The sequence below is a fragment of the Pseudoalteromonas sp. JSTW genome, from assembly GCF_013423925.1.
Classification (GTDB): domain Bacteria; phylum Pseudomonadota; class Gammaproteobacteria; order Enterobacterales; family Alteromonadaceae; genus Pseudoalteromonas; species Pseudoalteromonas lipolytica.
The window spans coordinates 251,650-278,034 of record NZ_CP058972.1; the positions used below are offsets into that span (position 1 = coordinate 251,650).

Annotated in this window: 22 protein-coding genes; 7 read left to right on the forward strand and 15 right to left on the reverse strand. The window is 42.8% G+C overall.

The window, feature by feature from the left end; all coding sequences use genetic code 11:
• The first annotated feature begins 30 nt into the window (after positions 1-30).
• The 3 genes from GZH31_RS01220 (at position 31) to GZH31_RS01230 (ending at position 7,912) form a co-directional block, all read left to right on the forward strand.
• Entirely contained in the window at positions 31-2,925 is a 2,895-nt protein-coding gene (locus GZH31_RS01220; RefSeq protein ID WP_036974081.1) for a TonB-dependent receptor, read from the forward strand.
• A 22-nt stretch (positions 2,926-2,947) separates the two neighbouring features.
• Complete coding sequence (locus GZH31_RS01225) at positions 2,948-7,264, forward strand: alpha-1,6-glucosidase domain-containing protein (RefSeq protein WP_180311313.1); 4,317 nt, start codon at positions 2,948-2,950, stop codon at positions 7,262-7,264.
• A 108-nt stretch (positions 7,265-7,372) separates the two neighbouring features.
• Positions 7,373-7,912 carry a PH domain-containing protein gene (locus tag GZH31_RS01230; protein ID WP_036974075.1) on the forward strand — a complete coding sequence of 180 codons (540 nt, stop codon included), beginning with the start codon at positions 7,373-7,375 and terminating at the stop codon, positions 7,910-7,912.
• Here the strand turns inward: GZH31_RS01230 and GZH31_RS01235 are convergent.
• From GZH31_RS01235 to GZH31_RS01245, 3 genes are all read right to left on the reverse strand, one after another.
• Positions 7,909-9,693: an alkaline phosphatase gene (locus GZH31_RS01235; protein ID WP_036974073.1), complete on the reverse strand. Its 1,785-nt coding sequence runs from the start codon at positions 9,691-9,693 to the stop codon at positions 7,909-7,911. The two genes, GZH31_RS01230 and GZH31_RS01235, sit on opposite strands and share 4 nt — an antisense overlap.
• A gap of 62 nt (positions 9,694-9,755) precedes the next feature.
• The gene (locus GZH31_RS01240) at positions 9,756-10,100 is read right to left on the reverse strand and encodes a rhodanese-like domain-containing protein (RefSeq protein WP_036974070.1); all 345 of its coding nucleotides are present in this window, start codon (positions 10,098-10,100) and stop codon (positions 9,756-9,758) included.
• Between the two features lies 1 nt (position 10,101).
• Positions 10,102-10,290, reverse strand: coding sequence for a DUF2892 domain-containing protein (locus GZH31_RS01245; RefSeq protein ID WP_036974067.1), 189 nt, complete (start codon positions 10,288-10,290; stop codon positions 10,102-10,104).
• A 134-nt stretch (positions 10,291-10,424) separates the two neighbouring features.
• Here GZH31_RS01245 and GZH31_RS01250 point away from each other — a divergent pair, with 134 nt between their 5' ends.
• From GZH31_RS01250 to GZH31_RS01260, 3 genes are read left to right on the forward strand one after another with little or no spacing between them, the layout of a single operon-like run.
• The gene (locus GZH31_RS01250; protein WP_036974065.1) at positions 10,425-10,730 is read left to right on the forward strand and encodes a metalloregulator ArsR/SmtB family transcription factor; all 306 of its coding nucleotides are present in this window, start codon (positions 10,425-10,427) and stop codon (positions 10,728-10,730) included.
• A gap of 3 nt (positions 10,731-10,733) precedes the next feature.
• Entirely contained in the window at positions 10,734-14,021 is a 3,288-nt protein-coding gene (locus GZH31_RS01255) for an efflux RND transporter permease subunit (protein ID WP_180311314.1), read from the forward strand.
• Positions 14,011-15,063, forward strand: coding sequence for an efflux RND transporter periplasmic adaptor subunit (locus tag GZH31_RS01260; RefSeq protein WP_036974062.1), 1,053 nt, complete (start codon positions 14,011-14,013; stop codon positions 15,061-15,063). The genes GZH31_RS01255 and GZH31_RS01260 overlap by 11 nt, the downstream gene beginning before the upstream one ends.
• Positions 15,064-15,079: 16 nt before the next feature.
• Here the strand turns inward: GZH31_RS01260 and GZH31_RS01265 are convergent, their stop codons facing one another.
• The 8 genes from GZH31_RS01265 to GZH31_RS01300 form a co-directional block, all read right to left on the reverse strand.
• Complete coding sequence (locus GZH31_RS01265; RefSeq protein ID WP_036974060.1) at positions 15,080-16,147, reverse strand: hypothetical protein; 1,068 nt, start codon at positions 16,145-16,147, stop codon at positions 15,080-15,082.
• A gap of 90 nt (positions 16,148-16,237) precedes the next feature.
• Complete coding sequence (locus GZH31_RS01270; RefSeq protein WP_036974058.1) at positions 16,238-16,915, reverse strand: nitroreductase family protein; 678 nt, start codon at positions 16,913-16,915, stop codon at positions 16,238-16,240.
• Between the two features lie 37 nt (positions 16,916-16,952).
• Positions 16,953-17,327, reverse strand: coding sequence for a DUF5329 domain-containing protein (locus tag GZH31_RS01275; protein WP_036974056.1), 375 nt, complete (start codon positions 17,325-17,327; stop codon positions 16,953-16,955).
• Positions 17,324-18,166 carry an endonuclease/exonuclease/phosphatase family protein gene (locus GZH31_RS01280; RefSeq protein ID WP_036974054.1) on the reverse strand — a complete coding sequence of 281 codons (843 nt, stop codon included), beginning with the start codon at positions 18,164-18,166 and terminating at the stop codon, positions 17,324-17,326. Before GZH31_RS01280 ends, GZH31_RS01275 begins: the two co-directional genes overlap by 4 nt.
• A 120-nt stretch (positions 18,167-18,286) precedes the next feature.
• Positions 18,287-19,525, reverse strand: a complete 1,239-nt coding sequence (locus GZH31_RS01285) for an ABC transporter permease (RefSeq protein WP_036974052.1) — start codon at positions 19,523-19,525, stop codon at positions 18,287-18,289.
• Positions 19,518-20,225: an ABC transporter ATP-binding protein gene (locus GZH31_RS01290; protein WP_180311315.1), complete on the reverse strand. Its 708-nt coding sequence runs from the start codon at positions 20,223-20,225 to the stop codon at positions 19,518-19,520. The genes GZH31_RS01285 and GZH31_RS01290 overlap by 8 nt, the downstream gene beginning before the upstream one ends.
• Positions 20,225-21,391, reverse strand: a complete 1,167-nt coding sequence (locus GZH31_RS01295) for an efflux RND transporter periplasmic adaptor subunit (protein WP_180311316.1) — start codon at positions 21,389-21,391, stop codon at positions 20,225-20,227. The genes GZH31_RS01290 and GZH31_RS01295 overlap by 1 nt, the downstream gene beginning before the upstream one ends.
• 47 nt (positions 21,392-21,438) lie before the next feature.
• Positions 21,439-22,149 (reverse strand): YIP1 family protein, encoded by a 711-nt coding sequence (locus tag GZH31_RS01300; RefSeq protein WP_074989828.1) that lies wholly within the window; start codon positions 22,147-22,149, stop codon positions 21,439-21,441.
• 169 nt (positions 22,150-22,318) lie between these two features.
• Between GZH31_RS01300 and GZH31_RS01305 the strand changes: the two genes are divergently transcribed.
• Entirely contained in the window at positions 22,319-23,212 is an 894-nt protein-coding gene (locus GZH31_RS01305; protein WP_180311317.1) for an aldo/keto reductase family oxidoreductase, read from the forward strand.
• A 70-nt stretch (positions 23,213-23,282) separates the two neighbouring features.
• On the opposite strand, the gene GZH31_RS01310 is transcribed toward GZH31_RS01305, so the two are convergent.
• The 4 genes from GZH31_RS01310 to GZH31_RS01325 all read right to left on the reverse strand — a co-directional run bounded on the left by GZH31_RS01310 (position 23,283) and on the right by GZH31_RS01325 (position 26,192).
• Complete coding sequence (locus GZH31_RS01310) at positions 23,283-23,960, reverse strand: TorF family putative porin (protein WP_036974042.1); 678 nt, start codon at positions 23,958-23,960, stop codon at positions 23,283-23,285.
• Positions 23,961-24,247: 287 nt separating this feature from the next.
• Complete coding sequence (locus tag GZH31_RS01315; protein ID WP_180311318.1) at positions 24,248-25,414, reverse strand: hypothetical protein; 1,167 nt, start codon at positions 25,412-25,414, stop codon at positions 24,248-24,250.
• A gap of 149 nt (positions 25,415-25,563) precedes the next feature.
• Positions 25,564-25,764, reverse strand: a complete 201-nt coding sequence (locus GZH31_RS01320; protein WP_036974038.1) for a helix-turn-helix transcriptional regulator — start codon at positions 25,762-25,764, stop codon at positions 25,564-25,566.
• A gap of 8 nt (positions 25,765-25,772) precedes the next feature.
• Positions 25,773-26,192, reverse strand: coding sequence for a hypothetical protein (locus GZH31_RS01325; RefSeq protein WP_036974036.1), 420 nt, complete (start codon positions 26,190-26,192; stop codon positions 25,773-25,775).
• Between the last annotated feature and the right edge of the window lie 193 nt (positions 26,193-26,385).

Below are 26,385 nucleotides of genomic sequence, written 5' to 3' on the forward strand. Positions count from 1 at the left end.
CGCCTCCAATGACAACAGAGTGGGAATCCAATGGGGAAATTTAAGCTAAGTGCATTAATGCTGGCAATGGTTGCAGCAAACAGTGCTATGGCAGCGAACGAAGCAGAACGCACATCTGCAAAGGAACTTGATCCTGAGCTTGAAGTAATCGAAGTGCGCGGCTTTAGTCGCAGCTTAATTCAATCATTAAACCAAAAACGTTTTAGTGACACCGTATCAGAGCAGTTATCTGCTGATGACTTAGGTGCACTTCCCGATGTATCTATGGCAGATGCATTAACACGACTACCGGGTATTTCGGCGGTACGAACAGGTGGCCAAGCTGCCGAAATTAATATTCGAGGTTTATCTGGTGGATTCGTGTTTTCGACTCTCAATGGTCGAGAACAAGTATCGACCAGTGGTAGCCGTAGTATTGAGTTCGATCAGTATCCGTCTGAGTTAATTAGTTCGGCAGCTGTGTATAAGTCACCCAAAGCATCATTAATCGAAGGGGGCGTTGCCGGTACTGTTGAGTTACAAACAGCCAGCCCACTGGATAATGACCAGCAACACAAATTTACCGCTAATGTGCGCGGTATGTATAACGATCGTGCTTCAGAGGTTTTTGATGCCACTGAATATGGCGACCGTATTAGCTTTTCTTATCAGGGTAAGTTCTTTGATGATACCCTCGGTGTCGCGCTAGGTTATGCTCGCTTATTCCAACCTAGTGTTGCCACCCAGTTTATCGGTCTAGCATATAACGGTAATAAAGATGTTGACGGACTTGCAAATGACATCGATGGCCCTGCAGATAACCCCGCTAATGAATATATCAGTGAAGGTTTCGAGCTTCAGCATTTAGGTGGTGAAGAAACGCGTAATGGCTATTTAACATCGATTGAATGGGCACCAACCGATAACTTTAAACTGAAAGGTGATGCGTTTTTATCTCGTTTTGATAGCGAATCATTTGCCCGTGGTTTTCGGGTTAAATTTGGTGGCCCGTCAGCTGTCTATGCGAACCCCTTACTTGACGGCAATGCGGTAATCGGTGGGGCAATCAACCGCACATCAAATAGCTTTACCCGTGTTGAAATAGTCAATGATGATAATCAAGATTTTGATGAAGTTGATAGCTATGGAATTAACGCCGATTGGCAAGTAACCGAGCGCTTGAATGTCAATGCTGATGTGTCGTTATCACGCGCGAAGAGTAATTTCCGCAATGGCTTACTTTGGGCACTGGTAGCGGAAGACGCTACAATTGATAATCCGGTATTTGATACCAATGTGTCACTAAATTATCAATTAAACGGTCTTGATTTACCTGATATTGGTTTTAATCAAGCTGATGCATTCAGCGATATTGATCGCGTTATGCTTAGTAAATACGGCATTTACCCGTATGAAAATGAAGATGAAGTCAAAGCGTTCCGACTCGATTTTAAATATGAGTTAGAGAATAACTGGTTTAGCTCAATTGAATTTGGTGCGCGTTACTCAGACCGTGAATACAGCAATAATCGGTCAGTATTTGAGTACGGTAACGATGGCGCATTCTCAGCCACTCAACCTCCACTTCGTTTGACTGATGACATGACCACCGTGGTTGATTGGCAGGGTGAGTTTAGTTATTTCCCATCATACTTAGCGATAGATTTGGATAAAGCACTAAACGCGTGGTTCCCTAATGGCATCCCACAACCTGTTCAAACTTGGGGTAACGCTGAGGGGGTTGTTGATTTAGATGGTGATGGTGAGCCAGATACACAAGGTTATACCACTAACTACTCATGGACCATGCTACAAAGTGGTTCAGTGTATGAAGAAGTGGTATCAGCGTATCTCATGCTCAATATTGATACCGAAATTGGCAAACTGCCTGTCACAGGTAACATTGGTATTCGTCGTGTTGATACGGACCAATCAGCGACGGTGCTTGAAAACGTTGGGAGTGATCCTCAACTCGGTGCGCAATACATTGTCGATGATAACGGCATTGTTAACGACCTTTATGCACCAAACATATTAGGCATTAAATACACAGACTACCTACCTTCATTAAACCTTAATTTTAAAATCAGTGATGCAACGCAAATTCGTTTTGCTGCAGCAAAAGTGATGGCACGTGCTCCGATTAACCGTTTAGCGGGTGACGCCAGTGCATCGGTTAATAATGATGGCGAAATTAATGGTTCAAGTACGAATAACCCATTCTTAAAACCTTTCTATGCGAATCAATACGATATTTCTTATGAGCAATACTTTGAAGATACGGATGGTGCCTTAGTCGTGGCGGCGTTCTATAAGAATATTGATTCATTCATAGATACGATAGCTATTGAAAACTTTGATTTTAAAGGGAATGGCTTCAACGTCCCTGAGTACATTGTCGACCCTGTAAGCGGTGAGCAAATCGAAACGACGAATGGTGTGTACACAACTGCGGTTAACAATGCTAAAGGGGGGTATATTCGCGGGATTGAGCTTGCTTATACGCAAGTTTTCTCTTTCTTGCCATCACCGTTTGAAGGGCTAGGGATTAATGCCAGTTATTCGTATACCGAGAGTGAAGTGCAATCAATCACCGATTTAGGTGGTGATTCTGTTTCGCAAGACTTACCGGGTCTCTCAAACAACGTCTTTAACGGGACACTTTTTTACAGCTACGAAAACTTTGAAACACGCTTAAATGTGCGCTATCGCGATGATTTTGTCTCTGAGCAAGTTGCTGTCAATGAGCAAGTGGTGAACTTTGATGCGGAAACCGTTATCGATTTCCAAACATCGTATCAGTTCACAGATTCATTTGGCATGTTATTACAAGTGAATAACCTGACTGATGAGCCTACACAAAGCTACTTCGGTACAACCAGTAAAACAGGGACCACGCAATTCTTTGGTCGCCAATTTTACTTAGGTTTTACCTATAACCATTGATCAGTAAGCTGGAGATAATAATATGAAAATAATAGCTGATTTTAACCGCTTACTCATTACCTGTAGCATAGCGTTGCTAGCTGCATGTGGTGGTGGAGCTAGTAATGATATTGATTCAGGGCAAGTTTTATTGACCTGCAGCGTACCACAGATCCCCAATGCAGCGGGTACTGAATGTGTTGATCCACCCCCGATTAATTGTCCGGCCCCAACTGTGCCTGATGAAAATAATGAGAGCTGTGTAGTTGGGGCTGATCCAACACTGCCTGATCCTGTGGTTTTTCCAGCGGATGACGAAGCCATTTTGTTCTATAACCGTACCAGTGATGATGCTTATGAAGGGTATCGTTTGCACACGTGGAATAATGATGTGTGTGATGCATATGCAGCACCGTTTGATGCGACGGATTGGGCAAATGGTCATGAGTACGATGGTATCGATCCGAACTATGGCGCGTACTGGATTGTAAAACTCAAAGACGGCTACAACGAGTGTGCCAACTTCATTGTACATATTGGTACTGAAGGTTCAGGCAAAGCGTTTGGTGATGTCGATTTAAAAATGCCATTGATGCAAGACGATGAAAAGTTCCAACGTATGAACTTTACCATTCATGGTGAACCATCAGTATTTGAATACCCAATTGTTAGCTTAGGTGAGCGTCCGGTGAGTATTTCTGGTGCGTCTGCGCATTGGATTGATCTTTCAACGGTGATTTATAAACCAAGCAATGAGCTTACGAGTATTATTAAATTGCACGCTTCAAGCAGTGCAGATTTAGCTGTCGATGAAGATACTGGTGAGTTAAATGGTCAAGTGGTTGAACTAACATCGACGTCTTTGAACGATGAGCAAGTAGCTAAAGTGCCACACCTTGCTGCATGGAATGCTTACCAAGGTAGCTGGGATGCAGCCGCTGCAAAAGAGCTGATTAAACACCAGTTGGTTGTGGCAGGCTATGATGCTGATGGCAAGCTAATTGAAGCAACTTATGTGCAAACCGCTAAAGCTCTCGATGACTTGTACACCAGCGGTGAAAGTGATGCCAATGAAGCACAACTAGGTGTGCATTACGCCAATAATGGCATTGATATCTCGGTATGGGCGCCTACTGCAAGCAATATGAAATTAGCGCTTTACGATGCTAATAAAACTGAGCTTGAACAACTTGCTATGACCTTTGATAGCACAACGGGTATTTGGTCTAGTAATGTCGATATCAGTCACGATCGCCATTACTACCGTTTTATGTTTGATGTTTATCATCCTACTACCAAGCAAATTGAACGTTTATGGAGCACAGATCCTTACTCTTTAAATGTTTCAACTAATGGTTTATACAGCCAACTAATTAATCTTGATGATGACGATACTAAACCGAGTGGCTGGGATGATCGTGTTGTACCAACCATTGATTACCCCGAACAAGCGGTGATTTACGAAGGCCATGTACGTGACTTTAGTGTTCGCGATGAAACGGTAAGTGAAGCAAACCGTGGTAAGTATCTTGCGTTTACTGAGCTTGATAGTGCGCCAATGCGACATCTTAAAAAGCTAGCTGATAATGGCTTAACACATTTCCACTTACTGCCACTGACAGATATTGGCACTATTGACGAAGATGCGAGCCAACGTGTAGATATTACAGCAACGTTAGGTGATTTATGTACACGCATTAACGATGATGCCGATGCATGTAAAACCGAAGATAAGAACGCATTGATTATTGACCTAATGGCTTCATACCTACCGGGGTCTGATGACGCACAAGCACTTGCCAATGCAATGCGTGGTGTTGATAGTTTTAACTGGGGTTATGATCCGCATCACTTTATTGCCCCAGAAGGCTCTTACGCTTCATCGCCTGAAGGTATAGCACGAGTTAAAGAAACGCGTGCGATGATTCAGTCTTTACAAGAAATTGGTTTACGTGTCGTGCTTGATGTTGTTTATAACCACACCACGTCATCAGGTGTCTGGGATAAATCAGTCTTCGATAAACTGGTACCAGGTTATTACCACAGATATAACGAAATATCCGGTGATATCGAACGCTCAACTTGTTGTGAAAATACAGCAACAGAACATGTCATGATGGATAAGTTTGTTGCTGACTCTATGGTGATTCTAGCTCGTGATTTTGGTTACGATAGCTTCCGCTTTGATGTGATGGGGCATATGCCAAAAGCGTCAATTATGACGGCTCTTAGTGCAGTGCAAGCGGTTGACCCTGATACCTATTTCTACGGTGAAGGTTGGAACTTTGAGGAAGTAGCTGATAATCGATTGTTTGTGCAAGCTAAGCAAATAGATATGGCTGGCACAGAAGTCGGTACATTTAATGACCGAATTCGTGAAGCAATTCGTGGTGGTGCTTTCTTTAGTAATAGTGCGACAGATGGCAACTTAGCCGAGCAAGATACGCTTCGCTTATCGCTTGCCGGTAACTTACAAAACTACATTCTTAAAGACTTTAAAGGCAATTCAGCAAAAGGCAGTAGCTTTAGTTGGAATACGCAGCCTGCAGCCTATGCACTGGACCCTGCTGATAGTATTAACTATGTCTCTAAGCATGATAACGAAACATTGTGGGATCAGCTGCAATATAAACACGGCAATAACCTTAATATTGAAGAGCGTGTGCGTATTCACAATATGGCTCTAGCGATGCCATTAATGAGCCAAGGTATTCCATTTATGCAAATGGGTGCGGATATGTTGCGTTCTAAATCAATGGATCGTAATAGCTATGATTCTGGCGATTGGTTCAATTTTGTTGATTTCAGTAAAGAAACTAATAACTGGAATGTCGGTTTACCACCGGCACAAGATAACCAAGCTAAATGGGGCGAAATCGCACCAATTTCAGCAAATACCAATGCGCAAGCGATGGCAAGCGACATTGAATATGCAAGTAATGTATTTACTGAGTTCTTATCAATTCGCAGTAGCAGCCCGTTATTTAGCCTAACCACGGAACAAGACATTTTAGACCGCGTAGGTTTCCATAATATTGGAAAACGTCAACAGCAAGGTTTAGTGGTTATGAGCATTGATGATGGCGTTGGTTTGACGGACCTTGATAGCCAGTATGATGCGATTGTAGTGATTATGAATGGAACCGAGCAAAGCTTATCGCATACGATATCTACTGCCTACGGTTTTGAGTTACATCCTGTTTTAAAAGCGAGTGTTGATTCAAGTATGTCAGCAGCAAGCTTTATGACAGGTGAGGGAGAGGGGACTTTTACAGTTCCTGCTTACACGATTGCTGTGTTTGTGAAACCACAAGGTGTTACGCAAGGTGAAGGTCTAAGTGCTAATGCTACTGTGGGTGCACCAGATATCGTGCCATTCGGTAGTACAACCGTTTATGTTCGTGGCTCATTAAACGATTGGGGTACGGCAAACGGCTTTGACTATGTAGGTAATGGCGAATATAAAATTGCCATCCCACTTACAGCAGGTAGCTATGAGTTTAAAGTGGCATCTGAAGATTGGTCTACGGTTGATTTTGGTGCGCTTTCTGCAGATGTTGCTGAAGTGATTGAAGGTGAAGACGAGCCACTTGCACGCAGTGGTGCCAATATGACCTTTACTGCAGCAATGGACGCTATCTATGTGTTCTCATTTGATGCAACCGACATCGAGAACCCAGTGCTTAAAGTGTATAACGAGGAGCCATTTGTGGGTACTTCAATCTATGTACGTGGTAATTTAAATGATTGGAGTACCAGTGACGAATTGATGTATCAAGGTAAAGGCGTTTACACCTTCACTAAGCAATTAATAGCTGGCAGCTATGAGTTCAAAGTAGCCTCTGAAGATTGGAAAACGGTGGATTATGGTTCAGGTGAAAGCAGTGCGGTTGTTACCGTAGGAACTGAGAAACTGCTTGCAGTGAAAGGTACAAACATGACTATCGACATTGCAAGGGATGGCCAATATCAGTTTGTATTTGATGCTAGCAACCTTGAAGAGCCACTCATGACCGTGTTTAACGCAGAAATGTTTGGTGAAACCCCTGTTTATCTGCGTGGAAGTATGAACAATTGGGATCCAGTTAACCTATTAACCTATGCAGGCGATGCTACATATAGTACGACAATAGCACTCGATGTTGACGACTATGAATTCAAAGTTGCGTCTAGTGACTGGAACACAGTGAATTTAGGTGGTAGTGGTGAGTCGCCACTCGCTGTTCTTGGCGAAGCGGCCTCGTTAGAAGCTGTCGGCGCCAATATCTCATTGAGTATTACACAGGCGGGTAACTATCGTTTTACAGTGCAAGGACCTGATCTGAATAAACTAACAGTAATGGTTGAAGCTGTGGAATAGCTTTCCCTGCAGTACCCTTAAGCCGGGCTTTGCTCGGCTTTTTTTATTTTTATTGAAGCAGAGCTGAAGATTGTTTATGGTCATAAATCACCTATAAAGGAGACTGTGATGTCAGAGACAAGTATATTGAGCGCCCGCTTTAATCCTAAAGTAAAACAGTATTGGTTATTGCTGGGTATGTTTACCTGTGTGATTAGTATGATAGGTATTCCTTTTATCCCTATTGTTGCTCTTATTATTTGGCTGGTGGCAGGGCGTATTCTAGCCGCTATGTCGGCACAGCTATTAACGCGAAAACTGGTGGTTAAACGAGGTGTGTTCTTCAAAGAAGAAAAATCAATACCGCTTGAAAAAATCACTGATGTGGCATTAAGCCAAGGGCCTTTAATGCGCCAGTTTGGTTTGTACCGACTCAGCTTCGAAACGGCTGGGCAATCTGGTCAGGGGGCTTTGGTGTCTTTACTCGGCGTGATTGATGCTGCTGAATTTCGTGAAGCCATCCTAAAGCAAAAGGATGAAATAAGCCAAACAAGCGCTAAGGCTGAGCCACAATCTGAGGATAGCCAGTTAGCGCTTTTGCGTTCACTGACCTATAGCGTAAAAAACATTGAGCAAATGTTAGTTACGCTATTAGATGAAAAGCGTTAAACAGATTGCAACGTTGTGCTGCCAGCTTTTAGCGTAAAGGCTTTTTTGCGATCATTGAGCATGGTGTAACTGGCCGTTTTAATACTGCTTACAAATTGCCATTCTGCATGCGCTTGCTGTTCGGTGAAAGTGACTGTTAAATAACCGCGTTCAACTAGGTTATTATAGGCCAAGTCATTAACCAGTAATGCGATCACTTGTTCCATCTGTGCAACTGTTTCGGCTGATTGGCTGTTGAGTGCCAAATAGTTTTCAAGGCCAGGTGATGATACAGAAGACGTTGCAAACTCAACGCCGGCAGTGAGTGACGCTGCAAACGGATTACTCGCATCGGTAACGAGTTGGCCTGCCCATGCATTGTGAGTGTCGCCAGCGAGGACCACGAGGTTTTTCTCTGCAGTGATTGCCGTGCCAAGTATCACTTCTCTCTCGTAAGCATAACCATCCCATGCATCTAGGTTATAAGGTGCTGTTGTTTCTACCCGTGCTCGTTCTTGTGCTGTCACACTTGGATCCCCCGCTAAAATGCGTCCTTTAATTTGCGCAAGTTCGCTGAATAATACATTGGCTTTTGCAAGTAACTCACTGGGATCATTGCCTCCGGCTTGTGCTATTTGAATTGACATTAACAGTTGCAGTATTTCAAAAGGTAAGTGCATTTTAGTCATTAATACTTGCTGACCCAGTACTTGCCATTGTGTTGTTGCCGTACTTAACCCGTCGGTAAGCCAAGTGAGTTGCTCGTTTCCTAATAGGGCTCTCGATGGTGAACTGATTGCAGCGGCAAAATCGCTTTGTCCTTGTGCACTTGTTAAATCAAAGTCGGCATAGTTTAGTTGTTCATCACGGGCTAAAACACGCGTATCGAGCATGTGCAATGACACTAAATTACCAAATTCAAAACGGCGATAAATTCGTTCTTTATCGGCGACATTGCGTATTGGCATCCATTCAAAATAGGCTTGTAAGGCGTGCAGCTTACGTTCGGTAAAATCGCCTTCTCCTTCGTTATGGTTTTCAGCACCATTTTTCCACGTGTCGTTGGTAATTTCGTGGTCGTCCCACACCGTTATAAATGCGCAATTACCGTGTGCGGCTTGTAAGTCTTTATCTGTACGGTAATGGGCATAGCGTTTGCGGTAATCAGTAAGCGAAATAATTTCTTCACTGTTATCATTGGGCAGTAAGCGTCCAAGTAAGGCTGCATCCTCTGTGGCATAGCCGTTATTACCGTATTCGTAAATGTAATCACCCAAATGCAGTACCGCATCTAAATCGGTTTGCTTAGCTATTTCACCATACACATGGAAAAAGCCTGCGGGGTAGTTGGCACATGACACAACTGCAAATTTTACTTGTTCAATGGTGCCCGTAGGGAGTGTTTTACCTTTCCCAATAGGTGATGTTTTGCCATTACTTATAAAGCGGAAATAATAGGTGGTGTTTGCAGTTAATCCTTGTAGATCAACTTTTAAGGTGAAATCAGTTGCCGCTGTTACGTCGGTCTCGCCATCGTGGCTAATCGTGTCAAAATTAGCATCGGTAGATGCTTGCCACTTGACTTTAATACTGGAGGTTGCGGTATCAAGAGGCGTAACGCGGGTCCAAATTATAAGGCTATCGGCCAGTGGGTCACCACTTGCAACGCCATGGTCAAAACTGACATGGGTGCTGACATCTTCATCGTCGTCTAAAGTGCAGCCCGTTAAACCTAAAGATAAAACGGCGACCCCAAATCCGGCCGCCGATGCTTTTAAAAAATGTCTTCGTGTAAATGTCATTGCTCTGTACCTGTTAAAAGAAAAGTAAGAGCTTATCCGACCAGTGTTACTGTTCTGTGAAGCTAAAAAACGTGGCAGATTTGTTCAGCATTACACGTAATTACTGTGACATTTTCGTAACCTACGCGGGTTAGTGCTTCAGCACTGAGTGTGGCCCGGGCGCTACTTGCACAGTGCAAATAGATTGGCCGAGCAGGGTCTTTTTCAATTTCCATTAGTTTCATTTCAAGCACACCGCGCGGGATATTAATCGCACCTGTTGCGGCTTTTGTGGCATGCTCGGCGGGCTCACGTACATCAATCAATAAACCATGATTTTCGCTTAATTCTTGTTTTGCTTGCTCTGCACTAATGCGGCGCTGATTAGGGGCAACAATTTTCATTAGGTCAGGAATTGGGGTTAGCATACTAATCCTCCATGCCAAGTTTGCGTAATAGGGTGATCATAGGACACCACTTAGTGAATGCCGATTGAATTAAGTTTAGAGCAATAAATACCGTAAACCAAATCCACATAGGATTGTGAAACTGTTGGAGCAACAATGAAATACAGATCATTACACCAGCAATAAGGCGGAGCGCGTCATTTAGTTTCATAATTAAACCTCAATAACAAAGGGTGATGTAATTAATATATTAGAAAAATCTACATTAGTAAATTCTAATATTAGACTTTTCTAATATATCTATCTATACTTTACGGGTATTTAAGAATATAGAGTGGTGTGATTATGAACATCGATTTTGCGGCAATGGCCGACAATGTTGAACAAGCAGAGCAAATATTAAAGATCTTAGCGAATAAAAATCGCTTGATGATTCTATGCTCATTGCAAGAGGGAGAACTGAGTGTCAGTGAGCTTAATGAAGCGGTTCCTCTGGCACAGTCTGCTTTGTCTCAGCATTTAGCTGCACTCAGAAAAGCTGAAATTGTGGCGACTCGTCGTGAAAGCCAAACAATTTACTATCGTGTCGTTGATAAAAGTGTGATGGCTATTTTAGAAACACTTCATGGTTTATTTTGTAAAGGTAGTTAAGGGATGAATGCTATCGATAATGCCGTAAAAAATAGCTTAAGTGGGCGAATTCCAGTCATTATTTTTATAATGGCGATACTGCTTGGTCTCATGGCGCTAAAGCAAACACCACGCGAAGAGGAACCACAAATAGTGGTGCCCATGCTCGATATTTATGTTGCTGCCCCGAATGTTGAAGCCCCAGAAGTCGCTCGGTTAGTGACAGAACCATTAGAAAAGCTATTAGCGCAATTAACCGGTGTTGAACACATCTACTCGACGACACACAGTAATAATGCCGTGGTTACATTGCGCTTTGAAGTAGGCCATGATCGCGAAAAAGCGATACTCGATACGTATGCCAAGCTTTACAGTTACCAGCACACTATGGCGTCAGTGATTACATCGTGGCAAATTCGCCCCGTGGAGGTGAATGATGTGCCAATTGTGATGCTTGGGTTATTCAGCAAAGACCCAAAACTCTATGATGACTACCAGTTAACGCGTTTTGCGAATGAAATTGCCACAAGCTTACAGCGCATTGAAAATACCAGCGAAGTCAAAGTGATAGCAGGTCGAACTCGGCAGCTCACTATCGACCTTGATGCCAGCGCATTAGCGGCACACCAAACCACTTTAAACGACGTATATTATGCCCTCAAGGTGTCTAACCAGCTGGTTAATGTTGGCAGTGTTGTAGATGGTAAACAGCACATTGCTTTGCAAGTGGGGGATGTATTACGTACTCAGTCGGCAATTGAACACCTCGTTGTTAACGTAGTAAATGGTAAAAGTGTTTATTTGAATGATGTGGCGACTGTCGCCGATGGCCCCAGCGAAGCCCAAAGTTATCAATGGCTTGCTCAATCAGATACTGAGCAGCAACTGCCATTAGTGACGATTAGTGTTGCCAAGCAAGCAGGCACAAATGCGGTGGCTGTTGCGAATCAAGTGCATGATGTGATGAACCAGCTATCGGTGACATTATTGCCTGATGAAGTTGGCTACACGGTACTGCGTGACTATGGCCGAACTGCCAATGAAAAAGTGAATAACCTCACTTCTAGTTTGGTGTTTGCAGTATTTACAGTGGTTATTTTTGTTGGCGTGTTTTTAGGCTGGCGGCCTGCTATTGTGGTCGGTCTTGCGGTGCCTATTTGCTACGGTATTACTTTAGCGCTCGACTTCGCATTTGGGTATACCATTAACCGAGTAACCCTGTTTGCACTGATTTTATCTCTGGGCTTACTTGTTGATGACCCTATTACAGGAATCGACAATATCAGCCGTTTTATCACTAAAAAAGGTGATAAAAAACAAAACATTGTTGATGCCATGAGTGAAATTAGAGTGGCTCTATTTATGTCGACTCTAACCATTATGGTGGCATTCATTCCGCTTGCGTTTATTACTGGCATGATGGGCCCTTACATGGCACCTATGGCATTCAATGTGCCTGTTAGTGTAATGGTTTCAACTATGGTGGCGTTTTTTGTGACGCCATGGCTGGCCATGAAATTACTCAAAGCCCCCGTTGATGACAACATGCAATTAGAGGCCAACCCTCATAGTTTATATGAGCGTATTTTGTCGCCATTACTTGAATCTAAAGGCCGTGCAAAACTAGTACTATGGACCACCTTAGGGTTGTTTATCGCCAGTGCCATGTTGCCAGTAATGCGCGCTGTCCCTTTAAAGTTGCTGCCGTTTGATAATAAAAACGAACTCCAAGTCTTAATCGATATGCCAGAAGGCACCAGTCTTGAGCAAACAGCCGCTTTTACCCGAAAAGTACAATCGGTCACTTGGCAATTAAATGAAGTGAGCGAAGCCGCAGCGTATGTTGGCCAGCCATCAAGCATGGACTTTAATGGTATGGTCCGTGGGTATTACCGAAGAGAAGCCGCAAACCTTGCTGAGCTTAGAGTATTACTACTTGATAAAACCGAGCGTGACCATCAATCTCATGGTGTGGTTATGCGCTTACGTGCTGCATTAGCCCCTCTGGCAACCGAGGGTATTGTGCTAAAAGTGGTTGAAGTACCGCCAGGGCCTCCTGTCCTAAGCACCTTGGTGGCCGAAGTATACAGTGATCCATTTGTTGATACACACACGCACCATCAGGCTGCAGCTGCTGTTGCAAATAGACTTAAACAAGAACCGCATGTAGTCGAAGTTGATACCAGTATGGCTGCTAATGCGCCATTACAACGCTTCATAACAGATAAAACCAAAGCGTCGTTATCGGCTGTTTCAACCCAAGATATCGCACACGCTTTAGCGATTGCCTCGCACGGCCAAAATGTCGGTGTGCTGTATGTTAGTGGAGAAACTAACCCTGTCGCTATTAAATTGCAGCTACCATATCAAGATCGTAACCAATTTGCTCAGTTACTCGCATTGCAAGTTCGTGGCGACAGAGAGCTTGCAAAAACCAGCGATGAGTTTGGGCTGCAAAGTGCGCCACGTCCGCTGGTGGCATTATCTGAGTTAGGGGCATTTAAATATCACGATGTTGCAAAACCGATTATGCGTAAAGATCAGCGAAATGTGGTTTACGTCATGGCTGAACTCAATGGCCGGACACCCGCTGAGGTAATTGCCGATGTTAATGCAGATTTAGCTGTTAGCAGTAATGCGTTCAAGCAAAGTGATTGGCAAAGCAGGCATTTTTTTAGTAACGGTGGCACCGCGTCATGGCAATTACCTGCGGGGACAGAGGTCACTTTCAGTGGTGAAGGTGAATGGCGCATAACGATTGATGTATTCCGTGACATGGGGATTGCGTTTGCGTTTGCATTAACGGCCATTTTTATCATTCTGCGTATTCAAACACACTCTGCCAGTTTGTCACTGATTATTATGTCGGCTATTCCCTTGACGGTCATTGGTATCATGCCGGGTTTTTGGTTATTGAATCAATTTGGTGAGCGCAGTATTGCTGGCGCCCCTGAGCCTGTGCTGTTCACTGCAACGGCCATGATAGGCATGATTGCGCTTGCGGGGATAGTTGTGCGTAACTCACTTATTTTAGTTGAGTTTATTAATCAAGCGCGCGGGCAAGGTATGGCTATTAAAGAAGCACTTATTGCAGCGGGTACTGTGCGTATGCGGCCTGTTTTACTGACCGCAGGCACCACTTTATTAGGTAACTTGGTAATCACTTTAGACCCTGTGTTCAGTGGCCTAGCGATTGCGATTATTTTTGGTATTGTGGCATCAACACTGTTCTCATTGTTTGTTGTGCCACTGGTTTATTATTTAGTGTTTGCAAAGGATGCAGCCAAAGAGGAACACGCTCATGCAGGGTAAATCGAAACTTATTGGTTCAATTATCGCGTTAATGGTCATTATTGTTGCGGTACTTTACATGGCTGGTAGCTTTTCTGATAAACAAGCCCCAGGCATAAAAAATCCCGCGGCGAGTGAGTACACAGGTCAGTTACTGACTGTGACATTGGCTGATATTGCACGTGATGAAATTGTGCCAGGGACCGTTATTGCTAAGCAAAATACCCAAATATCATCGCGCGTTATGGCGCAAGTTGAACGTTTAAATGTGCGTGCTGGTGACACTGTGCGCCAAGGTGATGTATTAATTACCTTGCAACAAGACGATTTTAAAGCACAGCTTGCTCAAAGTGACGCACAAATTAATGCTATTAATGCCTCGCTTATCCAAGCTGAAAAGCAGCTCAAGCGAGTTAATGACCTTTTCAAACAAGGTTTAGTGTCAGTCAGTGATTATGATGATGCGAAAGCAAGGTTTGATAATTTAAGCGCAAATCTAGCTATTGCTAAGCAGCAGCAAACTCAAGCGCAAGTGGCATTGAGTTTTACAAAAATTAAAGCGCCTATTTCAGGTGTGGTCGTAGAGCGATTTGCTGAACCGGGTGATACCGCCACTCCGGGCAAACCGTTACTTGCGCTTTATAACCCACAACAATTGCAATTGGCGTTTAATGTCAGAGAACAGCAAGCTATTAAGTTGGCTGTCGGGCAAACATTAACAGTAACGCTTCCAGCATTATCGACATCTATGAGCGCAACGGTAACCGAAATTGTTCCCGTAGCTGATAGCGCAGCCCGCAGTATGGAAATCCGCTTAGAAACGCAGGCTCAAATAGGGTTAATGCCGGGATTGTATGCGCAATTACGTTTACCATTGGTCACTGCCAAAGGCGTATTGATTGACCCAAGCTGGGTGCATCAATATGGTCAATTAAGTATGGTGTATGTGAAAGAAGGCGGTCATATTGTGCGTCGCTACGTACGCTTAGGCGAAATGGTGGGTAATAAGCAGCACATCGTTGCAGGCTTAAACCCTGGTGATGTGCTGGCTGTCGATTATTAATGTAACCAGTTTATATTTAGCATGGGACTTTAACCGTCGCTATTTTTTCGCCTTGAATGTCATGATAGTGTTTTTCACATAAATGATTATCCCAACCTCCTGAACTTCCTCCAAAAATAGGTGAGTGGCTGCTGCCACTGCCTATGGGAGTTTTAGATGAATGAGATAAATTTTGATCCAGTGCTTCTTCCAGGCAAGAAGAGATCTCCTTCACTCCCCCTTTAGTTAGCAGAGAGAGTGTATATCCTTCGAACTTCGTAAATAATGGATTTAATTCGACATCTAATCCCCTGAATTCTTTAATCCACTTTACATTAAAAACCACTTTATAACCTGTGCTGTCAGGTACATCAGAGTGGGTAGGTAAATCAACTATGGTATTGAAGTTGCGTGATACTTTTTTCCAGCTACCTTGATATGAAAACCCTAAAGCAAACAGCGAAAATCCCGTTGAATCCATTTTATCTGTCATGAAGGCAGATTCTGGGTTTTTAAAATCTCGATAAACTTTATGATTTAACTTCGTTTGTAATTCTGAAGCTGTTTTTCCGCCATATGCAGCATTAACTGCGCTTTTTATGTGTGAAGGACATGTCTCAGAGTTAGTTTCGCTTATTGACATGAAGTTATTCGTGGTGTCGGAAGAGCTGCTTACAGGTTGCTGCTTAATTTGCGCTTGAGCTTCTTTTATAAAAGTAGAAAAGTTTTTATCAGTTATTTTGACTTTGTTTATAACTGATAAATCATTACTTGCTGGTGAGATATTTTGACTATATTTCTCAAGGTTCAAAGCCGGTAGGCCTTGGTTTTTATAACTAATCAAAAAAACAAAGTGGTTATCGCTTTGTGTGTCTGCAATAATTACTTTTTTACTGTCGGCATAACACGCTTCATTTCCTAAAGTTATTTCGTGCTTTGGATTCGATGACTCACAACGCATGTGTGGTGACTCTTGATTTGCATAATACTTAGCTTCGTTATAACTGCAGTTTTCACATAAATGCAGAGTAATATCTTTTTCAATAGCACTTACAGTGTTACTTATAAGAGTCAAAAGTAAAAAATAAAAAAAGAATAGTTTCATCGTAGCTCCTTGCTTTGATTTAATCTTATGATGTTAACTTTGTGAGTGTGTTTTTATTATAAAAAAGTGAGCGCACTTTTATCTTGTCAATCAAATAAAGGTTGCTATCTCGTCCAGTGGCTTTTTCACTAAGGCATGCTCAGGCAGGGTTGCATCAGCACTCGGGTAGCCTGCGATAAGGAGCATATAAGGGCGTTCGTTATCTTTATCTCGACCACAAATCTCGGTTAAAAAGCTCATTGGTTTTGGCGTATGCGTTAGTGTGGCAAGTCCTGCTCTGTGCAGGGCTTGAATCAAAAAGCCTGTGGCAAGGCCGACAGATTCATGCACATAATAGTTGGTGTTTTTGTCATCGGATGTAATACCGCCTTTCTTTTGACTGAATACAGCAATAAGCCAAGGGGCATGCTCAAGGTAGGGTTTACTGGCATCGGTGCCAAGTGGTTTTAGAGCGTTCAGCCATTCTTCGCCAGCACGGCCTTCGTAAAAGGAGCGTTCCAGTTTTTCTGCCGCATCACGAATTTGTTTTTTAACGTCATGACTGTGTATCGCAACAAAGTGCCAAGGTTGATGGTTTGCGCCACTCGGTGCAGTACCTGCGGCTTTAATACAGGTTGCAATTATTTCTTTTGGGACTGGGCGGTCACTAAAACTGCGAATACTGTGTCGTCGCTGACTCACGGCTAAAAATTCTTCTGCACGCTTGAGCATTTCGTCGTGAGGGTATTCAATAAAATCATTAAGTGGCTTATTTTTGTGTTCTTGCATGGCTTTTCGCTTCTTATCTGTTAATGATGTCATCACATTATAGTTGTGTATGCAGGTTTCGGCGGTAGTCTTCTAACTCATTACTTAACCAGTCTTTTGATGTAAGTAACGTGCCATTGCTAAGTCTGACTTTATAGGGCTTACCGCTCCATGAACTTTTACTGGCGAGATTCTCTATAAACTTTTCGGCGGTTTTAGCGTAACGAGTTGCTTTACTGTATTTCATCGCCAAGTGCTCGGCGGCATCTTTACTTGAATGTTCGGTCCCGTTGCGAATAAAAATAGCATCGCTCTGCGCCACAAAATCTATTAAATGATTAATCTCTTGCTCTGCAGTGTTGGCATAACTTAATTGACTAACAGATAGTAACATCAGGCTCAGTAGCCAATATCCTTTGATCATTACTTTCATTGTGCTTCTTGCTCTATCGTGAGGGTTGCAATTATGGGATTGTGATCTGAACTTTCAAGCTCAGGCACAACCGTTGTTTCTATTTTGACACCACGTACCCACACTTGGTCAAGTGCTAATCCAAATGCTTTGGTGCGTTTATCGTCTAAATAGATGGCTTCATGTAAACCAAGATTATTGAGTGTCTGTGTGACGAGTTGTTGTCTTTCATCACTCCAGGTGTTGAGGTCGCCAGCAAATATAATGGGGCCGGTGTGATGGCGCATAATGTCTGCGGCATCATCGAGTTGCTGTTTTAAGTCGCTAATGCCAAAGGTAAAGTTTATACCGTGTAGGTTAACACTGAGTAATAACTGTTGATTTGGTAAGGCATATTCAACGATATTGGTCGCTTTTGGGCTGCGCAGCCACGGTTCTACATGCGTTAATGTACAGTGTACGGTAGCTGGCCAGCGGCTTAAGGTCATGACACCAGATTGCACGTTACCACTTTTATAGCCTTTGGCAAAACGCCAATAAGGCTTTAGATTGGTAAGGGTTGAGTCTTTAATGGCTTCTTGTAATAAGACAATATCTGCACTTTCATTGAGCGTGTTTAAGTCGTTGAGTAAGCCGTCAATTTGGGCTTTATAAATATTCCAACTGAGCAGTTCAAATTGATATGGCAATATATAGTGTCCCGCATAAGTTTGCAGACGGCTTTGTGCTAATTGTTGCTGGCAGCCAGCTAAATTAGCCGCCGTTTTTGTGATCCCTTGTTGTTCATCGGAAAGTGGCTCACTTGAAAGACTGTTCCAAGATAATAAACTCAAAAACAATAAGTGCAGATACGATGCCATAATGCCCCTAAATTGCTGACCTAACCCTTAGTTGAAGACAACTTAAGTTTAGTTCAAAGTAAGCATGCTAAAAAAGAGATGCTTTTCTGGTACTCAATCACATATTAACACTGCGATGTTTTACTCATAACGCAGCGCATCAATTGGGTTTAAACGCGCAGCCTTAATAGCGGGCGCTAAACCAAACACAATACCAATCAATGAAGTAAAGCCAAACGACAGCATAATCGCCCAACCCGGTATGTAGGCTTCTGGCATGCTCGGCACTAATATTGAAATCAGTGCGGCAGCGCCATAACCAATCGCTAAACCAATTAAGCCGCCAAACAGCGATAGCACGACAGCTTCAACTAGAAATTGCAGCATGATAAAACCAGGTGTTGCCCCTAAGGCTTTTAAGGTGCCGATAACGCGGGTACGTTCCGTTACCGAAACCAGCATGATATTCATCACACCAATTCCACCGACGACTAGGCTTATACCTACAATTCCAGCGGTAATGGCAGTTGCGCTACCTGTAAATTTATCAACATTAGCACGGACTTTTTCCGCGGTCTCAAATTCAAAGTCGTCTTCATCACCGTCTTTTAATTTATGAAGCTGTCTGAGAATTCGACGAATTTTAGCCAACACTTGTGCTTCGTTAGCGTCGTCTTTTAAGCGGAACATCATTTGTACATTCGTATCAACGCTACCCCCTTCGAGGGCACTCATGGTGCTGATCGGAATATTAATATAATCGTCTTGATCAAAGCCAAGTAAGCTCCCTTGCTTTTCAGCAACACCAATAATGCGAAACCACTCACCGCCCAGTTTAATGTACTCGCCAACGGGGTTGTCGGGTAAGTTAAGCTTTTCAATTATCGATGGACCAATAAAAGCAACGCGACGGCGCTTTTCGTCATCTTCTGCGCGAATAAATCGGCCTAATTCAGGGTAGGTACGGTAGGCTCTTTGATAATCTTGTTCGGTGCCCATCACTCGTGACGAGTGGCTTTTGTTGCCATATTCAGCAGCGCCAGAAAATCGCCATGTAAACATTAATGCAGTGAAGGTTTCAGCCTCTTTTATTCGCGCCTTTAAGGTTAAGAAGTCGCTATAAGTAAGCTTGGCTTGCTGTCCCACCATTTCTTTTTCAACACTGGTATAGGGCTTTATATTAGTTACATCTGGAGACATATCAGCGAGTTGGTCATTAATTTGTTTGGTAAAACCCTGCATAACGGCCACCACAGTGACAACCGCAGCGACCCCAATGATGATCCCTAAACAGGTGAGGGCACTGCGCATGGCATTGGCTTTAATTGCCATGAGTGCCGCTTTACTTCCTTCCATTATTGCAATAGCAGATCTAAACATGCAGCCTTGCTCCTTCACCTTTACGAGTGTCGCTCACCACTTTCCCATCGACGAGTCGAATAACGCGTTGACAATGGTCGGCAATATCTTGCTCGTGAGTCACTAAAATAATGGTGTGGCCTTCGTTATGTAATTCATCAAATAGGGCCATGATCTCGGTGGTCGTTTTGCTATCTAAGTTACCGGTTGGCTCATCACCAAGTAGAATGTGTGGCTTGGTTACGAGCGCGCGGGCAATGGCTACACGTTGTCGTTGACCGCCAGATAGCTGGCTAGATAAATGGTTCACTTTATCGCCAAGGCCAACACGCTGTAATGACTCAAGCGCTTTTTTTTTGCGTTCTTTCGCGGGGATAAAACGATAAACGAGCGGCTGCATAACATTTTCCAGTGCGGAAGCGCGGGGTAATAAGTTAAAACTTTGAAATATGAAACCCATGCTTTCATTGCGTTGATGAGCAAGCTCAGTTTCACTCATTTGTTTAACTAACTTATCTTTTAAATAGTAATCACCACTGGTTGGGGTATCTAAACAGCCAAGCAAATTCATTAAGGTTGATTTACCTGAACCCGATGGGCCGATGATGGCAACATACTCATTTTGTGCAATTTCGATATTGATGTCATCCAGGGCTTTGAAAACTTGCTCGCCCATTTTGTACTGTTTATTAATATTAGTCAGTTTGATTACCACAGACATCAGGATGCCCCTTTTACAAGGCTGTCTTTAATTGCCACGGTATCGCCATCTTTTAATGAACTAAGCGGTCTTGCAGGACCAATCACAATGCGTTCACCCACCGTTACACCCTGTGTTATCGCTTGCTCTATATCTGATGAAATTCCCACCTTAACAGGCGATTTAGTGACGGTGTTATCGGCGTTTAGCTTCCATACAAAGTAGGTATCGTCTTCCTTTTGAATTGCTTCAATGGGGAGTTTTAAACCATTTTCGGTAATGCTTGTGGCAATTTCAGCTCGGCAACTCATACCAGCATAAAGTTGACGCTCAGTGGCATCAAGCAGCACTTTGACTTTAAACGATAGCCCTTGCGAACCTGGTTGGTTTTTTGCTGAAGTGCCAATGTTTATGACTTTTCCTGTAAAGGGTTGATTAGGGTAGGCTGCGGCATAAATGTCGGCATGTTGATTTAACTTTATGCCAGCAATATCAGTTTCATCAACCCGTAACTCCGCTAAAATTGCACTGGGGTCGGCGACTAGCATTAGGTCTGAACCAATAATGTTTGTCGTACCGGCTATCACGGTCTCACCTTCTTTAATGTTGACAGAAGCGAGTAGCCCACTCATGGGTGCGCGAAACACACTTTTATTTAAACGGTCTTCGGCAATCAGCAACGACGCTTGTGCTTGATGATAGGCTTCACGTTTCGCTTCAATATCAATTTCGGCTAAATCACGCGCGTTTTGTAGGTTTTCATACACTTCTTGGCCTGCAAGCCCGACTTCATAGAGCTCTTTTTGTCGACTTAATTGTCGCTCAATATTTTTCAGGCGTGTTTCGCTGTGTTTAATATCAATCTCGGTTGCACGCAACACCGCTTTGTTTCGCGCCACCTCAGATTCAAATGCAGTGGTATCAAGGCGCATTAAAATATCGCCTTCGGTGACACTTTCACCTTCTTCAACAAATACCTTCGCAACCCGCCCAGTGACTTCTGAGCGTAACTGTACTTGGGTGTTAAATACCAGATTACCAGAGGCCAAAATTGAATCAGCAATACTACCTTGTTCAACGTTTGCTACATGCATTTCAGGCACTTTTTTGCTGTTTGTTATTTGCTTAGATATGAGTAATGCTGCAAATGCCGTGATAGCAAGGCTAATAATGATGGCTTTTTTCATGTTACTTCCTTGTGGGAGTAAGAGCGGCAATGCCGCTCATTTGATAGCTAGATGATTGCAATAACTGTCCAAATACCGTAGATCGCGATACTGGGTAGGGCAGCAAACAGGAGTGCTTTATTAAAGTTGAAGTTAGTCCAACACTTTAAACCGACTGCCGCTAGTACAATGCCCCAGATAGAGAAAATGTTTAGGCTTTCAAGCATGGTATAAAAAGGATGACCGACCTCAAGGCCGATGAGCAATTGATTGATTGAGGCATAATTAAAGAGGGTTGGTGAAAGCTGGTTGTTGCTGGCAGTTAAAACGAGGATCAATATACCCAAGCTTGAAATAACCATTGGCATCATGGTCCACACGCCAAACCCATACCACGCACCGTAACTATAGTTAGCCTCTGGATCTTGCTTTGATACAAATAGGTAGTAACCCGCCATCAATGCATTAATAACAGCTAAGCCAATAATACCACCAAAGAGCGCAAACCATACCTGCATATCAAGCGTTTGCTCCATGCTTTGACGGATCATTTTTTGCTCAGCAATTGTGGCATCAACACTGGCTGCAGCGACTTGCTGATCGATTAAAAACTGAGGATCTGCTTTGTTATAAAAAGCGAGCATACTTGCCGCGAGCATGCCTGCAAGTAATATGAAAGCAACAAAAGACCAGCCTTTTGCCTCCTTCACTCCATTAAACGCTTTGCTTGGGCTGATAAAAATATCAACTAGTGCTGTCACTGCATTCGACGATTTCATTATTATTCCTTGTTAAGTAACATTTATTTTTAGGTACTAAAATACCCTGATTTATTATTAATTAGAAGTCTGACTTGTAACTATATGTTAACAGTTGTGAATAGGGAAATTGTGTTATTCTTTAAATAGTAAGATAGGTGTAATAATCAAGATTAAGTAGGTATATATAGTGAATAACAATGTGCGTTGTATTGATGAATTAGTACTGGGATTTTGGCGCTTGCTAGATTGGCAAATATCACCACAGCAATGCTTAAGCTTTTTAGAGCAAGCCATTGAAGTAGGGGTTACACACACTGACCATGCTGATATTTATGGTGAATACGGCTGCGAAGCTGAATTTGGTAAAGCGTTACAACTAAAGCCGAGTATTCGTGATGAAATAAAAATAATCACTAAATGTGGAATTAAACCCGCATTTCCCAGTTTAGGCTTGCAAGGCAAAGCGAATCATTATGACTCGAGTGCAGCCCATATCATCGCATCCGCTCAGCAATCGCTTAAACACTTTAATACCGACCGATTAGATGTGTTACTGATCCATCGCCCTGATTATTTAATGAATGCAGAAGAAGTAGCTGAAGCATTCAATACTTTAAAAGCAAATGGTGATGTTATTGACTTTGGTGTTTCAAACTTCACGCCGTCACAACTCAGCTTACTGCAGTCCCGTTTAGACTTTGATTTAGTCACGAATCAAATAGAGTTTTCGCCTTATGAGATGAAAGTGCTTGATGATGGGACTTTGGATCAATGCCAATTACTTGATATTAAACCCATGCTTTGGTCACCTTTAGCGGGCGGGCGTTTATTTTCAAATGACGATGAAAAAGCAGTGCGTTTGCGTGCGGTGTTGGAGCAAGTTGGCAACGAAATTGGAGCCAGCTCTATCGATCAAGTTGTGTATACTTGGTTACTCATGCACCCAAGTTTGCCATCGGTAGTATTGGGTACAGGCAACATTGCCCGGGTTAAATCAGCCGTCGCAGCGAAAGAATTCACGATGAATCGTGAGCAATGGTATCGTATTTGGCAAGGCTCTACAGGCCACAGTGTGCCATAATTTTAAAGTGCGCTTTAACGAGAAAAGGGCCTTTCGGCCCTTCGTGTTGCAGCAAGTAACACATTCTTTTTTAAAGCGTAAAGTCAACTGCGTAAGCGACATACACTTTTACATCAGAGCCATCAATGTCTGTGTCAGACACGCCAAATGTAAAGCCGTCTTTTGACACAGAAACACCGTAGTCAATGATATTATCATCACCAATGAAATCGCCTGAGTAATGACCCAGATGAAGAGCCATTTCTGCACCGGTACTGCCAACTGGGAAGCTATAGTCAGCATTTAAGTATAAAGAATCTCCAAAATCTGTACCGTCACCGCTGGCTGCTGATGTAGCAAGGATTGCAGCACCAAAAGTGAAACTACCCATGCTGATGCTACCGTAGATCTCTGAAAAGTCAGCGTCAGTATAAGATGCTGCATCAGGGTAAGCATAATAAATGTAGCCAACATCGTAGCTAAATGTTTCATTGATATCACCGCCAAAACCTGCATAAAGGTCTAGCTCGTAAGTCATGTCGTCAGCCCAGCTGGCATTCGATACCCAAGTACCTGCGTAAAAGCCAGATTCACTTGCGTAATCAATACCGCCCTGAATTGCAGCATCACCCCCAGTTTGCTCTTGACCACGCCATAAATAGTTTGAAGTAGCCGCAGCGTTTGCTGTTACTTCTGCATAACTATATGTTGAGCTCAAAGTTAATAGCGCAATGGCGCTTGCTACGACCGTTTTTTTTAGTTTTAGCATGTTTCTCGTATCCTGTTGTTATGTTGATTTGCCCCATTTCAGATTGCAGTCTGGTTATTATTTGAGGACAGTTTTTATGTGTTGTCTGGATACGATGTAGCACTGGTTGTGCCAAGTTAATTCTGAAAGGGATATTTTATGTTTAACTGCTTTAAAAACAGCCTTTTAAGCGTGTTATTTTTTAAAGTTTAGATTTATTTGAATTGTTCATGCGCACACCTGTGGTGCAAAAAATAACCCGGTTGCACAATCGCGAAGCAACCAGGTTTTTCTTGTTTGATAGAGACTTAGCCAAAAATGGCACGCATTAGGCTGATTGTTTCTTCAACGCTACGTCCTTTTTCAACTTCGCTGACGATAGAGTCTCGTTTTGCTTTTATATGCTCGGGGATATCGTCACTTGCAAGCGCGCGGTCTACTAAAATCTCAGCAGACTCTTTGCCGCGACGCACCGTCTTTTTACCTGCTGAGCTCGTTGTACTCTTAGGCTTGTTTAACAACTTAATATAATTAGAGTTATCTGCGGTGCTCTTATCTGCATAATAGAAGAAGCTCGGTAATAGGGCTTTGATTTCAACTAAAGATTGCTCAAGCTCATTTGCTGCACTGGCCATTTTGAACCAAGGCATGCTATGAATTGCAGTAACCACGTCTTGCCAATAACGTTCAAAATCACGGTTGTTTAATTTAGGAACTCCCAACGAAGCGCAAAGCGCATCAAGCTTACTATTTGTAATAGGCGTAAATACATCAGGGCGGCGCATTGCTAATAAGCGCGTTGCAGGCGCAAGCGTTGGTTTCTCTTCGCTGCCTGTAAAGGCCATAAAGTAAGCAACCATAAAATGTTGATAGTGTTCTTGTGTCACATCGCCTTCTAGGGGAATGTGCGCTAGGGCTTCGTCAAAAGCCGCAGGCAGGTCGCTCAGCATTTGATGGAACCCTTTGGCGCTTTTGGTTGAAGCAAACCATTCAACATCAAAGTTATAGCTACTTGGGTCAAGAGAAGCCGTGTGTTTGCCTGCAAAAGCCAAGCGGTCTTCTGGAATCATTTCTTTTAAAGTTTGTGATTTAATTGCGCCAATGTAGTTTGCTAAACGTAATTGCTCATCAAGCGCAATGAGCTCTCTATGTTGCTCAATAAAGCCTGTAACGACAGGCCAAGGTGCAACGCGCAGCGTTTTCAATTGCAAGAAGCTAATGGCAGAGATCAGTAAGTCGTGAAGTTTTTTTAATGTCGGTAACTGCTTATCTTCTAATAAATCATAGTTAATACGATCGCGGCTTGCACTGAGTAGCTCATAGCACCAACCTAAAAAGTCTTCTGGGTGGTTGTCTACTTTCACGGCCATTAGGTTGAGGCTTAGCTCTGAAGATTGCTTGAGAATATTTTGATAAATTTGACTTTCTTGCTCGCTAAGCGCCATTTTTGACGGTGAAATAAGCAGTTTCTTCATGCCTTGTAGACTCTCCAGTTTGATATATTTTTTAGTCACTTTATTTTAGCTTAAATAAGCTAACAGCAACAGGGGCGTGCATCATACCGAAGAATACAGGGGATGCAATCTTGATAAGTTAAATCTGCACAAGATTGCATTTAAAGGCGTTAATCTGCTTCGTCTAGTGAAAATAATTGCTCGACAGTTGTATTAAACTGCCGGGCTATCTTTAATGCAATGATCACTGAAGGCGTAAAGCGAGACGTTTCGACCGTACTAATTGTTTTACGTGAAACAGCGATAGCATCGGCTAGCTCTTGTTGCGAAAGCCCTGCGGCTTTGCGATATTTTGCAATATGATTTTGCACTATTGCTCCTAGTCTCTACTTTGCCAAAGAATTGAGATGCCATATATTAAACTCATTTCAGCCAAGTAAAAGGTAGCCATCATGCTATGAGAAACATCTAAAGCTAACTCATCAGACAATAAATACACCGCACCCATACTAAAGAGTAAACCAAGTACAACATGTTTATAGGCAATGGTGTCAATCGTATTTAAAAACTCATCTTTATAAGTAAGGCGATATTTCATTTTCCATGTAAATCCACCTCTTATCACAAACATACAGAATGATCCCAGAAAAGCAGCACTGCCTAAAAACAACAAGGGGGCCGATGTTTGATTAAGCGCAGGGTAAACACTGATAATGAGTAGAGTGATCCCCATAAACACTGAAAACCATGCATTTTGGCTCATAAATTTCTCTTCCGTTTGGATATCTTGCTTTGACATAAATCTTCCTTTTAATTTTAATTGTAACCTCTAGGTATCGATGTAACCTTTGGGTATCATCTAGTCAACTATTTAATGTAACCTAAAGGTTTCAAAATATTTCAGCGACGATTCATATTTGTCTACCTAAGCTTGCTGAATAGCCTTTTTATTTGTTTAGCAATGATTTTCGGCTTAACACCCGCTATGATAT

Bases quoted from the DNA above. Each gene is read 5' to 3' on its own strand.
- GZH31_RS01220 (WP_036974081.1), top strand. From the start codon at position 31: ATGGGGAAATTTAAGCTAAGTGCATTAATGCTGGCAATGGTTGCAGCA.
- GZH31_RS01225 (WP_180311313.1), top strand. From the start codon at position 2,948: ATGAAAATAATAGCTGATTTTAACCGCTTACTCATTACCTGTAGCATA.
- GZH31_RS01230 (WP_036974075.1), top strand. From the start codon at position 7,373: ATGTCAGAGACAAGTATATTGAGCGCCCGCTTTAATCCTAAAGTAAAA.
- GZH31_RS01235 (WP_036974073.1), bottom strand. From the start codon at position 9,693: ATGACATTTACACGAAGACATTTTTTAAAAGCATCGGCGGCCGGATTT.
- GZH31_RS01240 (WP_036974070.1), bottom strand. From the start codon at position 10,100: ATGCTAACCCCAATTCCTGACCTAATGAAAATTGTTGCCCCTAATCAG.
- GZH31_RS01245 (WP_036974067.1), bottom strand. From the start codon at position 10,290: ATGAAACTAAATGACGCGCTCCGCCTTATTGCTGGTGTAATGATCTGT.
- GZH31_RS01250 (WP_036974065.1), top strand. From the start codon at position 10,425: ATGAACATCGATTTTGCGGCAATGGCCGACAATGTTGAACAAGCAGAG.
- GZH31_RS01255 (WP_180311314.1), top strand. From the start codon at position 10,734: ATGAATGCTATCGATAATGCCGTAAAAAATAGCTTAAGTGGGCGAATT.
- GZH31_RS01260 (WP_036974062.1), top strand. From the start codon at position 14,011: ATGCAGGGTAAATCGAAACTTATTGGTTCAATTATCGCGTTAATGGTC.
- GZH31_RS01265 (WP_036974060.1), bottom strand. From the start codon at position 16,147: ATGAAACTATTCTTTTTTTATTTTTTACTTTTGACTCTTATAAGTAAC.
- GZH31_RS01270 (WP_036974058.1), bottom strand. From the start codon at position 16,915: ATGCAAGAACACAAAAATAAGCCACTTAATGATTTTATTGAATACCCT.
- GZH31_RS01275 (WP_036974056.1), bottom strand. From the start codon at position 17,327: ATGAAAGTAATGATCAAAGGATATTGGCTACTGAGCCTGATGTTACTA.
- GZH31_RS01280 (WP_036974054.1), bottom strand. From the start codon at position 18,166: ATGGCATCGTATCTGCACTTATTGTTTTTGAGTTTATTATCTTGGAAC.
- GZH31_RS01285 (WP_036974052.1), bottom strand. From the start codon at position 19,525: ATGTTTAGATCTGCTATTGCAATAATGGAAGGAAGTAAAGCGGCACTC.
- GZH31_RS01290 (WP_180311315.1), bottom strand. From the start codon at position 20,225: ATGTCTGTGGTAATCAAACTGACTAATATTAATAAACAGTACAAAATG.
- GZH31_RS01295 (WP_180311316.1), bottom strand. From the start codon at position 21,391: ATGAAAAAAGCCATCATTATTAGCCTTGCTATCACGGCATTTGCAGCA.
- GZH31_RS01300 (WP_074989828.1), bottom strand. From the start codon at position 22,149: ATGAAATCGTCGAATGCAGTGACAGCACTAGTTGATATTTTTATCAGC.
- GZH31_RS01310 (WP_036974042.1), bottom strand. From the start codon at position 23,960: ATGCTAAAACTAAAAAAAACGGTCGTAGCAAGCGCCATTGCGCTATTA.
- GZH31_RS01315 (WP_180311318.1), bottom strand. From the start codon at position 25,414: ATGAAGAAACTGCTTATTTCACCGTCAAAAATGGCGCTTAGCGAGCAA.
- GZH31_RS01325 (WP_036974036.1), bottom strand. From the start codon at position 26,192: ATGTCAAAGCAAGATATCCAAACGGAAGAGAAATTTATGAGCCAAAAT.